The 13,502-nt window shown below is 50.3% G+C and carries 12 protein-coding genes; all 12 read right to left on the reverse strand.

Translation table 11 applies throughout. The features are described 5' to 3' along the window. Window positions 1-5: 5 nt before the first annotated feature. Window positions 6-992 (reverse strand): RNA polymerase sigma factor RpoS, encoded by a 987-nt coding sequence (gene rpoS, locus BIT28_RS08015; protein ID WP_075763087.1) that lies wholly within the window; start codon window positions 990-992, stop codon window positions 6-8. Window positions 993-1,048: 56 nt separating this feature from the next. Then, window positions 1,049-1,915, reverse strand: a complete 867-nt coding sequence (locus tag BIT28_RS08020; RefSeq protein ID WP_075763163.1) for a peptidoglycan DD-metalloendopeptidase family protein — start codon at window positions 1,913-1,915, stop codon at window positions 1,049-1,051. A 48-nt stretch (window positions 1,916-1,963) separates the two neighbouring features. Further along, complete coding sequence (locus BIT28_RS08025) at window positions 1,964-2,623, reverse strand: protein-L-isoaspartate(D-aspartate) O-methyltransferase (protein ID WP_425439628.1); 660 nt, start codon at window positions 2,621-2,623, stop codon at window positions 1,964-1,966. After that, window positions 2,596-3,345: a 5'/3'-nucleotidase SurE gene (gene surE, locus BIT28_RS08030; RefSeq protein WP_075763089.1), complete on the reverse strand. Its 750-nt coding sequence runs from the start codon at window positions 3,343-3,345 to the stop codon at window positions 2,596-2,598. Before surE ends, BIT28_RS08025 begins: the two co-directional genes overlap by 28 nt. Further along, window positions 3,326-4,390: a tRNA pseudouridine(13) synthase TruD gene (gene truD / locus BIT28_RS08035; RefSeq protein WP_075763090.1), complete on the reverse strand. Its 1,065-nt coding sequence runs from the start codon at window positions 4,388-4,390 to the stop codon at window positions 3,326-3,328. The genes surE and truD overlap by 20 nt, the downstream gene beginning before the upstream one ends. A gap of 84 nt (window positions 4,391-4,474) precedes the next feature. Then, a complete protein-coding gene (gene ispF / locus BIT28_RS08040) occupies window positions 4,475-4,948 on the reverse strand; it encodes a 2-C-methyl-D-erythritol 2,4-cyclodiphosphate synthase (RefSeq protein WP_175577503.1) in 474 nt (157 codons plus the stop codon). 5 nt (window positions 4,949-4,953) lie between these two features. Then, a complete protein-coding gene (gene ispD, locus BIT28_RS08045; RefSeq protein WP_075763092.1) occupies window positions 4,954-5,661 on the reverse strand; it encodes a 2-C-methyl-D-erythritol 4-phosphate cytidylyltransferase in 708 nt (235 codons plus the stop codon). An 89-nt stretch (window positions 5,662-5,750) separates the two neighbouring features. Beyond that, window positions 5,751-6,023: a cell division protein FtsB gene (gene ftsB / locus BIT28_RS08050; protein ID WP_075763093.1), complete on the reverse strand. Its 273-nt coding sequence runs from the start codon at window positions 6,021-6,023 to the stop codon at window positions 5,751-5,753. A gap of 250 nt (window positions 6,024-6,273) precedes the next feature. Beyond that, entirely contained in the window at window positions 6,274-7,575 is a 1,302-nt protein-coding gene (gene eno / locus BIT28_RS08055; protein ID WP_075763094.1) for a phosphopyruvate hydratase, read from the reverse strand. An 80-nt stretch (window positions 7,576-7,655) separates the two neighbouring features. Further along, on the reverse strand, window positions 7,656-9,296 hold the full coding sequence (locus tag BIT28_RS08060; RefSeq protein ID WP_075763095.1) for a CTP synthase: 1,641 nt from the start codon (window positions 9,294-9,296) through the stop codon (window positions 7,656-7,658). A 211-nt stretch (window positions 9,297-9,507) separates the two neighbouring features. Beyond that, entirely contained in the window at window positions 9,508-10,311 is an 804-nt protein-coding gene (mazG, locus tag BIT28_RS08065) for a nucleoside triphosphate pyrophosphohydrolase (protein ID WP_075763096.1), read from the reverse strand. 926 nt (window positions 10,312-11,237) lie between these two features. After that, the gene (gene relA, locus BIT28_RS08070) at window positions 11,238-13,463 is read right to left on the reverse strand and encodes a GTP diphosphokinase (RefSeq protein ID WP_075763097.1); all 2,226 of its coding nucleotides are present in this window, start codon (window positions 13,461-13,463) and stop codon (window positions 11,238-11,240) included. Between the last annotated feature and the right edge of the window lie 39 nt (window positions 13,464-13,502).

Below are 13,502 nucleotides of genomic sequence, written 5' to 3' on the forward strand. Positions count from 1 at the left end.
GTTGTCTACATATCCTGATTAAACAGCGACTCGATGTTCAATCCCTGATGCGTCAGCATATCACGCAGACGACGCAGACCTTCAACCTGGATCTGGCGTACACGCTCACGGGTCAGACCGATTTCGCGACCAACATCTTCAAGGGTTGATGCCTCATAGCCCAGCAGACCAAAGCGACGAGCCAGCACTTCACGCTGTTTCGGGTTCAGCTCCTGCAACCAGGTCACAATCGAGGTTTTGATATCGTCATCCTGAGTCGATGTCTCCGGGCCGCCTCCTTTCTCATCCGGAATAATATCGAGCAGGGCTTTTTCCGAATCACCGCCAATCGGGTTATCAACCGAACCGACACGTTCGTTCAAACGCAGCATGCGATTGACATCATCGACAGACTTATCCAGTTTCAGGGCAATATCTTCCGCCGTCGGTTCATGATCCAGCTTCTGGGCCAACTCACGGGCAGTACGGAGGTAAACATTCAGCTCTTTGACGACGTGGATAGGTAAACGGATAGTTCGGGTTTGGTTCATGATAGCCCGTTCAATGGTTTGACGGATCCACCATGTTGCGTAGGTAGAAAAACGGAAGCCGCGTTCCGGATCAAATTTCTCGACGGCGCGGATCAAGCCAAGGTTACCTTCCTCTACCAAATCCAGCAAAGCAAGGCCACGGTTGCTATAGCGACGGGAAATCTTCACCACCAGTCGCAGGTTACTTTCAATCATTCGCTTGCGGGCCACTTCGTCGCCACGCAATGCCCGGCGGGCATACAGAACTTCTTCTTCCGCGGTCAGAAGCGGAGAAAACCCGATCTCCCCCAGGTAAAGCTGTGTCGCATCAAGGGCTTTCTGCGTGGCCCCATATTGCGAAATATCGACTTCATCACTCGTTGTTTCCGTCGATGCGGCTTTTGCCTCAACCTCTGCCGAGTCTATTTCCACATCATCAAAGTCAAAGTTCTCGATATTTGTAGCAGTATTGCTTCTACTCATAGCGCCTCCCAGATGGCGAGTTAGCAAGACATTACAACTTCACTATGCCATGTTGTCTATTTCGGCAAGTACCGAAGCGGATTAACCGACTTACCTTTGTAACGGATCTCGAAATGTAGGCGAACACTGTTGCTACCGGAGCTTCCCATTGAAGCAATCTTCTGCCCCGCTTTTACCTTCTGTTGCTCTTTGACCAGCACTTTCTCGTTGTGGGCATAAGCACTGAGATAATCATCACTATGCTTAATAATCACCAGGTTGCCATAACCGCGCAGGGCGTTGCCTGCATATACAACCGTTCCTCCAGCTGATGCCTTGACGGCCTGACCTCTTTTTCCGGCAATATCTATGCCTTTGTTACCGTTTTCTGCGCTGGAGAACTTAGCAATAACGCGACCTTTTGTCGGCCATGACCAGCTAGCCACCTTGTTGCTATTATTCGCCTTACTTGTAACAACTTTGTTACTATTTGAATTTTGAGAGTACTCTTTTGTGCGAGCAGGATCAACATTTTTATTGGCTGTTTTTTGTTCAGCCGGCTTCGGTTTTGGCACCGGTTTGACTACCGGCGGTGGGGGTGCTTTAGGCTTGGCAGCATTAGTCACTGTTTTTACTGGGGGTTTAACAACTGCGACGGTACCGGCCTTTCCGTATGCAGGGGCAACATACTTCGGTTTCCAGAGCTGGAGGGTCTGCCCCGGGTAAATGGTGTAAGGAGGAGAAAGCTTATTACTGGCAATAATATCTTTTACTTCACGACCGGTTATATAAGAAATGAAATACAGAGTATCCCCTTTCTCAACCTGATAATAACTGCCGCGAAAGCTTCCTCGCTTCAAGCTGTTGTAATCTTTTTCAAGACTGGTTACAGGCGCAGGTATATGGGTGCTACAGGCTGACAGCAGTAGACATGCGACTGCCATAGTCGTTGCTCGCCAGTTCGATCTATTCACCATCACACCCATCGGAATTTACGCCAGCTCTCCTGCGACCAGAGGAACAAAACGAACTGCCTCAATGTCCTGGGAAAGGTATTGCTCACCGTTACGTACAATCTGCTTCAGTACCTGATACTCGTCACCGACCGGAATGATCAGGCGACCGCCATCAGCCAGCTGAGCCAGCAACTCTACCGGGATATCATCGGCAGCAGCCGTTACGATAATCGCATCAAATGGCCCTTTGCTCGGCCAGCCGAGCCAGCCGTCACCGTGCTTAGTCGAAATATTGTGGAGATCGAGCTGTTTGAAACGGCGCTTTGCCTGCCATTGCAAGGCTTTGATCCGCTCCACAGAAAACACGTGTTCAACAATATGTGCCAATACCGCGGTCTGATAACCCGAGCCCGTCCCGATTTCCAGGATCCGCGAATCCGGTTTGAGATCCAGCAGCTCTGTCATTTTCGCCACAATATATGGCTGCGAGATCGTCTGTCCGCAACCAATAGGCAAGGCGTTATTCTCATAGGCTTTGTGGGATAAAGCCTCGTCGATGAACAGCTCTCTGGGAACAGCAGCCATCGCCTGCAATACGTTATCGTTACGGATACCCAGCTGATGCAAAAATGTCAGCAGACTATGTCGTTCTTCCGCATAGCGCATCCTTAATTTGTCTCCACTTGTGTTAGCCATTGTTCAATGCCGTTAATCGCATCATGTGCAGTCAGATCAACCTGTAGCGGCGTGATCGATACATGGTTGTGCTCTATGGCGTAAAAATCCGTCCCCGGGCCGGCGTCCTGACATGCCCCCGGCGGGCCCAGCCAGTATATCGTCTTACCGCGCGGATCCACGGCCTTTTCCATTTTCTCGGCACGATGGCGGGCACCCAGGCGAGTCACCTGCCAGTCACCCAGCTCAGAAAAGGGGACATCAGGTACATTAATGTTGAGTATCTTGTTGGTCGGCAACGGCTGTTCCGTCAACTTGCCGACAATATCTTTGATAACCATAGCCGCGGTATCAAAGTGTTGCGAGCCAACCAAAGAGACAGCAATCGCCGGAACACCCAGAAAGTGACCTTCTGTCGCCGCGGCAACCGTACCGGAGTAAAGCACATCATCACCGAGATTTGCACCATGGTTAATACCGGCCACAACAATATCCGGACGATACTCCAGCCATTCGTTCAGCGCAAAGTGAACACAGTCTGTCGGTGTGCCTTCAACCGAGACCCGGCGCTCGCCTTCCTCGCGAATACGCAGCGGGTTATCTAACGTGAGGGAGTTCGAGGCACCAGAACGGTTCCGATCCGGCGCCACAACGGTCACCTCGCCGATCTCTTCCAGCGCTGCTGCCAGCGTGTTTATTCCATCGGCAAAAATGCCATCATCATTACTGATCAAAATTCGCATGGTCGCCATCCTCTAGCTCACGCTCAATCATTAGTTCACGCACCACCGCAGTCGCGAAACAGCCAGCAGGCAGCGAAAACGACACAGTCAGATCATTACCATCCTGCTGCCACTCCATCTGCTGGGGTTTTAACAGCAAGGTGCGACGCTCATGGCGCATCCGGTTATCACGGATCAGCTTGAGCAACAGCGGCTCCTGCTCGACAACAGCCATCTCAAACGCCTCGGCATCCGCGGTAGTTGGCAGGGCATTATCCCCCATCATCGGGGCGGTGATTGCCATACTGCCGTCATCTACCTGCTGCTGCAGCTCGGCAGAGACCGACTCAACAATTTGACCTCGCTCGTCACCGTCCTGCTGCAGGCTATCGCCCGCCATCAAGGTATGTACCTTGCCTTGTTCTATACGGGATGACAGCACCATATTAAACAACCAGGAACGTGCTGCAGACAAATAGAAGCTGCGCTTGCTCTTGTCACGAACGCGGAATTCGTCGTTGCCCCAGCTGCGCGCCTTAACCACATTATTACCGTTGTGGCCAAACCGTTGCTCACCAAAATAGTTAGGCACCCCATGCAGGTTAACCTGCTCCAGACGGGTGATGACATCCTGCGGCATGTCCAAGTCAGTCAGGCGCAGTTGAAACCAGTTGCCGACAAGATCACCCGGTCGTAATTTTTTATCATGGCGGGCTGTTTCCAGCACCTCGACGCCAGGGTGTTCGGCAACAAAGTGCGTCAAGTCAGGATCCGGCTTGCCCGGCAGATGAACACTTAGCCACTGCTCGGTCACGGCATGGCGATCTTTCAAACCAGCCCAGCTGACATCCCGGGACTTAACTCCGCAGGCCTTGGCCAGTTCATTGACAACATATTTGGTGTTCTCGCCCGTTTTGCGGATCTTCACCATAAAATGTTCACCGCTTCCGGCAAAATCAAAGCCTAAATTTTCTTTAACCACAAAATGTTCAGGCAGGACTTTGATTCGCCCCTGGCAACCAGGCTTACCGTATAACCAGTTAAAATTGTCCATTACGTTAGACATAAATACACCGTTTGTTAGCGGCAAAACACTTGCCGCGAAACCTGCTGCTAACTTGCAGACTAAACGAGCAGCAGGGAAATAATCTTATTGTTTGTTAAGGAGAACAACTGCCTCACAAGCAATCCCTTCTTTGCGCCCGGTAAAACCCAGACGCTCTGAAGTCGTTGCCTTTACATTAATATTATCAATCTCTGTTTCCAGATCATCGGCAATGGTCTGACACATCGCCTCAATGTAAGGCGCCATCTTCGGTGCCTGGGCAATAATAGTGACGTCCAGGTTACCCAGGCGATAGCCCTTCGCCTTCACTTTACTATAGACATCCCGCAGCAGAAAACGGCTATCGGCCCCTTCCCATTCAGCATCGGTATCCGGGAAATGACGGCCAATATCACCGGCCCCGATCGCTCCAAGCAAGGCGTCACAGACGGCATGCAAGGCCACATCCCCGTCAGAATGCGCGATCAGCCCCTGCTCATAGGGGATTGCCACACCGCCAATGATCACCGGCCCTTCACCACCAAACTTGTGTACATCAAAACCGTGTCCAATTCGCATCATGGCTAATCCTTCGTTATTTGTTGTAAATAAAAACCGGCCAGAGCCAGATCCTCGGGCTGGGTCACTTTCAGGTTATCAGCCCGCCCTTTTACTAATTGCGGCACATATCCGCAAAACTCAAGGGCCGATGCCTCATCGGTGATCACTGCCCCCTTCTCCAGCGCATACCGGAGCGAGTCGCGGAGTTGTCTGACCTTGAACATCTGCGGCGTCAGGGCATGCCAGAGGTTCTCGCGATCCACGGTTTCGCGTATCCCCTGCAGGTTATCACCAGCGAGCACCACACCTCGTTTCATCGTATCCCGTACCGGTGCCGCCAAAATGGCACCGCTCTCGCTCTGCAGCGCGGCATTAATCAAACGATCCAGATCGACGAGCTGCAGACAAGGCCGGGCGGCATCATGAACCAGCACCCAGCTGTCTTCATCGTCGATAGCTGCCAGCCCTGCAAACACCGAATCAGCCCGTTCCGCGCCGCCGTCGACACGAGTGATCCGCGGATCACTGGCTAGCGGCAGCGCCTCGAAGTAGGGATCATTATTGCTGATCGCAATGATCACACGCTCTATTGCCGGATGGCAAAACAAACGATCAATGGTGTGTTCTAAAATTGTCTTTCCTGCTATCTGCAGGTATTGCTTCGGACGGTCTGCTGCCATTCGGCTGCCAACTCCAGCAGCAGGTACAACTGCGGTGATCTTTTCGGTCATGAGTAAGGTGTTTACGCTCAGAGTTAAAGTAATACCAGTTACATTATCAATGCCAATGCCTGTGTTCAGGCGTATTGAGCAAGGCGGGGCTATTCACCCACAATTCGAAAGAAGGTTTCTCCCGGCTTTATCATGCCAAGCTCATTGCGCGCCCGCTCTTCGACAGCTTCCTGACCGCGATGGAGATCATGAATTTCAGCATACATTTGCTGATTCCGCTGCTTTAGCTCGGCATTGGCCTGCTGCTGGATGGCAACATTATCTCTTGCTGCCAAATAATCCATCATGCCATTTTTACCAAGCCAAAAATCATACTGAAGCCAGCACAGTACCGCCAGCAGCAAGACAGTTAACAAGCGCATGCCGCTCCCCGTTATTTCATGCAATTAGTTCAGTGACGGCAATTTTCCTAACTAATAGTACTTATTTACGCCAGATAGAATAGCGCAATTAGTTAATAAAATTGCAATTGAGTAATAATCCCATAAAGCGCAAGATGTGACTAGCGCCGAATGCCAAACTCATCATGTATTCGGACATAAAAAAACCGCCTCACTAGGAGGCGGTTCGATAACTCAGAGTGATAGCTTCACTCCAGAGGCAAGCTAATGATTAAGCTTGGCCCTTAACTTCTTTAAGACCGTTGTAAGGTGCTTTTTCACCTAGCGCTTCTTCGATACGAATTAGCTGGTTGTACTTAGCAACACGGTCAGAACGGCTCATAGAACCAGTCTTGATCTGGCCAGCAGCAGTACCTACCGCTAGGTCAGCGATAGTTGCATCTTCAGTTTCACCAGAACGGTGAGAGATAACAGCTGTGTAGCCTGCGTCTTTAGCCATCTTGATAGCAGCCAGAGTTTCAGTTAGAGAACCGATCTGGTTGAACTTGATAAGGATAGAGTTAGCAACGCCTTTCTCGATACCTTCAGCTAGGATCTTAGTGTTTGTAACGAACAGGTCGTCACCAACTAGCTGAAGCTTGTCACCTAGAAGTTCAGTCTGGTGCTTGAAGCCAGCCCAGTCAGACTCGTCCAGACCGTCTTCGATAGAAACGATTGGGTACTGGTTAGCAAGGTCTTGTAGGTAGAAGTTAAACTCTTCAGAAGAGAAGATTTTGCCTTCGCCTTTCATGTTGTAGTTGCCAGCTTCTTTGTCGTAGAACTCAGATGCAGCACAGTCCATTGCTAGAGTAACGTCAGTACCTAGTACGTAGCCTGCAGCTTCAACCGCTTCTTTGATTGCAGCAAGTGCAGCAGCGTTTGATTCTAGGTTAGGAGCGAAACCACCTTCGTCACCAACAGCAGTGCTTAGGCCTTTAGCCTTAAGAACTTTAGCTAGGTTGTGGAATACTTCAGCACCGATACGTAGACCTTCTTTCAGAGTCTTCGCGCCAACTGGCTGAATCATGAACTCCTGGATGTCAACGTTGTTGTCAGCGTGCTCACCACCGTTGATGATGTTCATCATTGGTAGAGGCATAGAGAACTGACCAGCAGTACCGTTTAGCTCAGCGATGTGCTCGTAAAGAGGCATGCCTTTAGCCGCTGCAGCAGCTTTAGCATTCGCTAGAGAAACAGCTAGGATAGCGTTAGCACCAAAGTTAGACTTGTTTTCAGTACCGTCTAGGTCGATCATCACCTGATCGATTGCAGCTTGGTCTTTCGCATCTTTACCAACAAGAGCTTCAGCGATAGCACCGTTCACAGCTTCAACAGCTTTAAGAACGCCTTTACCTAGGAAACGAGACTTGTCGCCGTCACGTAGCTCAAGAGCTTCACGAGAACCAGTTGATGCGCCAGATGGAGCAGCAGCCATACCTACGAAACCGCCTTCTAGGTGAACTTCAGCTTCAACAGTTGGGTTACCACGTGAATCGATAATTTCACGACCTAGAACTTTAACGATCTTAGACATTATGTTTCCTCTTGCTTTATCTTCAATTTAAAAGCTAAAAAAATAGCTGCAGCCATAACCGCTACAGCTATCCGTAATCCTTACTTATTCAGTTCACCACGCTGGTTTGCACCAGCCGCTTTCACAAAGCCTTCAAACAATGGGTGGCCATCGCGAGGCGTTGAGGTGAACTCAGGGTGGAACTGAGCAGCCACAAACCATGGGTGGTTAGGGATCTCGATAATTTCCACCAGCTTCTTGTCTGCAGATAGACCAGAAATCTTCAGACCTGCCTTCTCTAGTTTCGGCAGCAGGTTGTTGTTTACTTCATAGCGGTGACGGTGACGTTCGTGAACGGTTGCATCACCGTATAGTTCACGTGCTTTCGAGCCGTCCGCTAGGTGACATAGCTGAGAACCAAGACGCATAGTGCCGCCTAGATCCGAGTTTTCAGTACGCTCTTCAACTTTACCTTCACCGTCAACCCACTCAGTGATCAGGCCAACAACCGGGTTTTTCGTTTCAGCATCAAACTCTGTTGAGTGCGCGCCTTCAAGGCCTGCAACATTTCGTGCAAACTCAATCAGTGCCACCTGCATGCCCAGACAGATGCCCAGGTATGGGATTTTGTTCTCACGGGCGTATTGTGCAGTCAGGATCTTGCCTTCTACACCACGACCGCCGAAACCACCAGGAACCAGAATAGCATCAAGCCCCTGAAGCGCTTCTGCGCCTTTAGACTCAACGTCCTGAGAGTCAACGTACTTGATCTTCACAGACAGGCGGTTTTTCAGGCCTGCATGCTTAAGAGCTTCGTTGACAGACTTATAGGCATCCGGCAGTTCGATGTACTTACCAACCATACCGATAACCACTTCGGCCGTCGGGTTGGCTTCTTCGTAGATAACCTGTTCCCACTCAGTCAGATCCGCTTCTGGCGCTGTAATACCAAAGCGCTGACAGACAAGATCATCCAGACCCTGTGCCTTGATAAGCTGAGGGATTTTGTAGATTGAATCTACGTCTTTCATTGAGATAACTGCTTTTTCCTGTACGTTACAGAATAGCGCGATCTTCGCACGCTCATTAGCAGGGATCATACGGTCAGAACGACATACCAGGATGTCAGGCTGAATACCGATAGAAAGTAGTTCTTTTACCGAGTGCTGAGTTGGCTTGGTTTTTACTTCGCCGGCAGCGGCAAGGTAAGGAACCAGCGTCAGGTGCATGAACATCGCACGCTCGCGGCCTAGCTCTACTGCCAACTGGCGGATAGCTTCCATGAACGGCAGTGATTCGATATCACCGACAGTACCGCCCACTTCCACGATAGCCACATCATGTCCTTCTGCACCGGCAATCACACGCTCTTTGATAGCGTTTGTGATGTGTGGAATAACCTGAATCGTTGCACCTAGGTAATCACCACGACGCTCTTTACGCAATACGTCCGCATAGACACGGCCAGCCGTAAAGTTGTTGCGTTTCGTCATCTTGGTACGAATGAAACGCTCGTAGTGACCTAAGTCAAGGTCGGTCTCTGCACCGTCTTCCGTAACGAATACTTCGCCGTGTTGAATTGGGCTCATTGTGCCTGGGTCAACGTTGATGTAAGGGTCTAGCTTCATCATAGTCACGTTAAGACCACGTGCTTCTAGAATAGCCGCCAGAGATGCAGCAGCAATACCTTTACCTAGTGAGGATACGACCCCGCCCGTAACAAAAATATAATTCGTTGTCATGTTTAACCTGGAAGATTGGTGTAGAGGATTAAAATGTATCTGGACGGGAAATTAGTATACCAGACACAGTTTATCGCCACAACGTGAAATCTATCACAGCATTGGCTGTTTTTTTTTGTCTCAAATCAAATATACCCAACAGCATGACTTGCTTAGCGTCGCTGCACGCTGCCAATGTACCTGGGCAGAAGTGCCAACATGACTGGTACGGCTAGCCTTCCCGCTGCTTCACTTTCTCCCACTCGCTATCGAGCATTTCCAGCGAACAATCGTCAAATTGCTTTCCTTGTTCTAGCACACTTTTTTCAACTTCGCGAAACCGACGCTCAAACTTTTTGTTTGCTCGCTGCAGGGCCGACTCCGGTTTGACCTTGAGATGGCGACTCAAGTTGACGACAGCAAACAGTAAATCCCCGACTTCTTCTTCGATCTTATCCTGATCAGGTGACACTTGGATGACTTCCTCCATCACCTCATCAATTTCTTCTTTCACTTTTTCGACAACCGGACCGACCGTATTCCAGTCAAAACCATGCTTGGCACAACGCTTCTGAATTTTATCAGCCCGTGTCAGCGCCGGGAGGGCCTTGGGAATATTAGCCAGAAGGCTGGTATCTTCCCCTTTCGCCGTCCGCTCTTTGGCCTTCTCAGCCTCCCAGTTGGCATTGATAGCCTCGTCATCTGCAAACTCGGCCTCGGCAAAAACATGGGGATGACGACGGATCAGCTTGTCATTGATGCCGGCAACAACTTCATCAAAATCAAATAGTCCCTGCTCTTTGCCCAGCTGGCTATAGAAGATCACCTGAAACAATAAATCACCGAGCTCTTCACGCACGTCATTCCAATCCTGCTGCTCGATGGCATCGGCAACCTCATAGGCCTCTTCGATGGTATGGGGCACGATAGAAGCAAAGTTCTGTTTGAGATCCCACGGACAGCCTTTGTTCGGGTCTCGCAATGTTGCCATTATTTCAACCAGCTGCTCGATAGGGGTGTGCTGTTTATCACTCATAGTCACTGTTCTTCTGTTCTTTAATGTCCATTAAAAAACGGGCGGCATCAGGCCACCCGCTTTTGGTATTAGGTTCTAGGTTCTAGGTTCTAGGTTCTAGGTTCTAGGTTCTAGGTTCTAGGTTCTAGGTTCTAGGTTCTAGGTTCTAGGTTCTAGGTTCTAGGTTCTAGGTTCTAGGTTCTAGGTTCTAGGTTCTAGGTTCTAGGTTCTAGGTTCTAGGTTCTAGGTTCTAGGTTCTAGGTTCTAGGTTCTAGGTTCTAGGTTCTAGGTTCTAGGTTCTAGGTTCTAGGTTCTAGGTTCTAGGTTCTAGGTTCTAGGTTCTAGGTTCTAGGTTCTAGGTTCTAGGTTCTAGGTTCTAGGTTCTAGGTTCTAGGTTCTAGGTTCTAGGTTCTAGGTTCTAGGTTCTAGGTTCTAGGTTCTAGGTTCTAGGTTCTAGGTTCTAGGTTCTAGGTTCTAGGTTCTAGGTTCTAGGTTCTAGGTTCTAGGTTCTAGGTTCTAGGTTCTAGGTTCTAGGTTCTAGGTTCTAGGTTCTAGGTTCTAGGTTCTAGGTTCTAGGTTCTAGGTTCTAGGTTCTAGGTTCTAGGTTCTAGGTTCTAGGTTCTAGGTTCTAGGTTCTAGGTTCTAGGTTCTAGGTTCTAGGTTCTAGGTTCTAGGTTCTAGGTTCTAGGTTCTAGGTTCTAGGTTCTAGGTTCTAGGTTCTAGGTTCTAGGTTCTAGGTTCTAGGTTCTAGGTTCTAGGTTCTAGGTTCTAGGTTCTAGGTTCTAGGTTCTAGGTTCTAGGTTCTAGGTTCTAGGTTCTAGGTTCTAGGTTCTAGGTTCTAGGTTCTAGGTTCTAGGTTCTAGGTTCTAGGTTCTAGGTTCTAGGTTCTAGGTTCTAGGTTCTAGGTTCTAGGTTCTAGGTTCTAGGTTCTAGGTTCTAGCATAACGTTAGTACAGGCGCTTGGCTTCAGCGACATCCTTCACCTGCTCAATACGCTTGAGTACCCGGCTCAGAACTTCAAGATCCGTCAGTTCCAGGTCAAAGTCCATGATTGACATCTGCTTTTTGAAATCAATCCGGCTCTTCATGCCCGAGACCTTGACTTTCTCGTTGGCAAAGGTGTTCGTCAGCTCCTTGATCAAACCATTACGCTCCGATGCCGTCACTCTGACCGTGATATTGTAGTTGCCGACAAAGCCACCGCCCCACACCGTATCAATGATTCGTTCAGCAGCAACATGACGCAGCTCCTCAAGCTGCTCACAATCACTGCGGTGCACGGAAATGCCGCGGCCCTGGGTAACAAAGCCCTGGATATCATCGCCCGGGATCGGCTGGCAGCAGCGGGCAAGATGCGTCATCAGGTTATCGACACCTTCCACCACCACTGCATCACGCTGCGGCTTCTTGCTGGTTTCAACCTTGGTACTGGCCTCGGCCAGTTTTTCCAGCAACTGCTGATCTTCTTCTTCCGCCGTCGGTTTGTTGACCAGGGCATTGATATGGTTGATCACCTGGTTGATACGCAAGTCACCGCTACCGACCCCGGCATACAACTCAACCGCGGAGTTGACGTTAAAACGCTTCAGCGCATAGGCTTCGGCGTCTTTCAGCGTCGCCCCGATTTTCACCAGCTCGGCTTCCAGGATCTCGCGTCCGGCGGCAATGTTCTTGTCACGGTCCTGCTTGCGGAACCAGGCATGTACCTTGGCACGGGCACGGCTCGAGGTGACAAAACCCAAGTTCGGGTTCAGCCAGTCCCTCGACGGATTCGGCTCTTTCTGGGTAATGATTTCTACCTGATCGCCCATCTGCAGGCGGTAGGTAAACGGTACGATACGTCCTTCCACCTTGGCCCCGATACACCGGTGCCCAACCTCAGAGTGAATGTGGTAGGCAAAATCAAGCGGGGTCGCATCGAGCGGCAGATCCACCACATCGCCCTTCGGGGTAAAGGCATAGACACGATCGTCAAACACCTGGCTGCGCAGCTCGTCAAGCATTTCGCCGGAGTCTGACATCTCCTCCTGCCAGGCCAATAGCTTACGAAGCCAGTTTATTTTCTCGTCGTAGGCCGACTTGGCCCCCCCCGAAGAACCTTCCTTGTACTTCCAGTGCGCCGCAACCCCAAGCTCGGACTCTTCGTGCATTTGCTTGGTGCGGATCTGGATCTCAATGGTCTTGCCTTCCGGCCCCAGCACGACCGTATGAATCGACTGATAGCCGTTTGGCTTGGGGTTGGCGACATAGTCATCGAATTCTTTCGGCAGATGGCGATACTTGGTGTGCACGACACCCAACGCTGCGTAGCAGTCCTGCAACTGATCCGCAATGATACGTACCGCCCGGACATCGAACAGTTCGTCAAAGGCCAGGCTCTTCTTCTGCATCTTGCGCCAGATGCTGTAGATATGCTTGGGACGACCGTGCACCTCCGCCTTGATATGCGATGCTTTCATTGACTCGTCGAGATCGGAAACAAAATGGTCAATGTACTGCTCGCGGTCTATCCGGCGCTCGGAAAGCTGTTTGGCAATTTGCTTGTAGGTATTCGGGTGGTTATAGCGAAATGCGTAGTCTTCAATCTCCCACTTCAGCTGACCGATACCCAAGCGGTTGGCCAGCGGTGAGTAGATGTTGGCACACTCTTTCGCCGCCGCACGGCGAACCTCATCCGGCTCGTCTTTCACCTCACGCAAATTACAGATACGTTCGGCCAGCTTGATCACCACGCAGCGGAAGTCATCCACCATCGACAACAGCATACGGCGGATATTATCGACCTGAGCCGACTGTGCCGCTCCTTCGGTGGTTGCATTTAACTGACCGATGGCAGCCATCTGGCCCACCCCGGTCACCATCTGCAAAATCGTATTGTTATAGTCTTCCTTCAGCTGTTCCGGATCGTAGACTCCTGCCTCGACCAACGGGAACAACAAGGCAGCTACCAGAGTATCCTTGTCCATGCTCAGGGTAACAAGGATCTCCACCATTTCGCGGCCGCGCCATAACAATAACGACGCGGACTCTTCCTCTGACGTTAATTCGATACATCGCTGGTAGGTTTGCGTAATGCGTTTCGCCACTTTGGCGTCTTGTTGCAAACTCTCGACCCAAGATGAAAGCTCAAATGTATCATTTTCCTTTAAATGCGCACCGCGAACTGCGACCATTTCTCTATCCTGTAAGTTCTCTTGTTAATGTTGAATAAA

Source organism: Photobacterium proteolyticum (assembly GCF_001939735.1).
Lineage (GTDB): Bacteria > Pseudomonadota > Gammaproteobacteria > Enterobacterales > Vibrionaceae > Photobacterium > Photobacterium proteolyticum.

Excerpts from the sequence above, each read along its gene's own strand:
- rpoS (WP_075763087.1), bottom strand. The coding sequence starts at position 992 with ATGAGTAGAAGCAATACTGCTACAAATATCGAGAACTTTGACTTTGAT.
- BIT28_RS08020 (WP_075763163.1), bottom strand. The coding sequence starts at position 1,915 with ATGGCAGTCGCATGTCTACTGCTGTCAGCCTGTAGCACCCATATACCT.
- BIT28_RS08025 (WP_425439628.1), bottom strand. The coding sequence starts at position 2,623 with ATGGCTAACACAAGTGGAGACAAATTAAGGATGCGCTATGCGGAAGAA.
- surE (WP_075763089.1), bottom strand. The coding sequence starts at position 3,345 with ATGCGAATTTTGATCAGTAATGATGATGGCATTTTTGCCGATGGAATA.
- truD (WP_075763090.1), bottom strand. The coding sequence starts at position 4,390 with ATGTCTAACGTAATGGACAATTTTAACTGGTTATACGGTAAGCCTGGT.
- ispF (WP_175577503.1), bottom strand. The coding sequence starts at position 4,948 with ATGCGAATTGGACACGGTTTTGATGTACACAAGTTTGGTGGTGAAGGG.
- ispD (WP_075763092.1), bottom strand. The coding sequence starts at position 5,661 with ATGACCGAAAAGATCACCGCAGTTGTACCTGCTGCTGGAGTTGGCAGC.
- ftsB (WP_075763093.1), bottom strand. The coding sequence starts at position 6,023 with ATGCGCTTGTTAACTGTCTTGCTGCTGGCGGTACTGTGCTGGCTTCAG.
- eno (WP_075763094.1), bottom strand. The coding sequence starts at position 7,575 with ATGTCTAAGATCGTTAAAGTTCTAGGTCGTGAAATTATCGATTCACGT.
- BIT28_RS08060 (WP_075763095.1), bottom strand. The coding sequence starts at position 9,296 with ATGACAACGAATTATATTTTTGTTACGGGCGGGGTCGTATCCTCACTA.
- mazG (WP_075763096.1), bottom strand. The coding sequence starts at position 10,311 with ATGAGTGATAAACAGCACACCCCTATCGAGCAGCTGGTTGAAATAATG.
- relA (WP_075763097.1), bottom strand. The coding sequence starts at position 13,463 with ATGGTCGCAGTTCGCGGTGCGCATTTAAAGGAAAATGATACATTTGAG.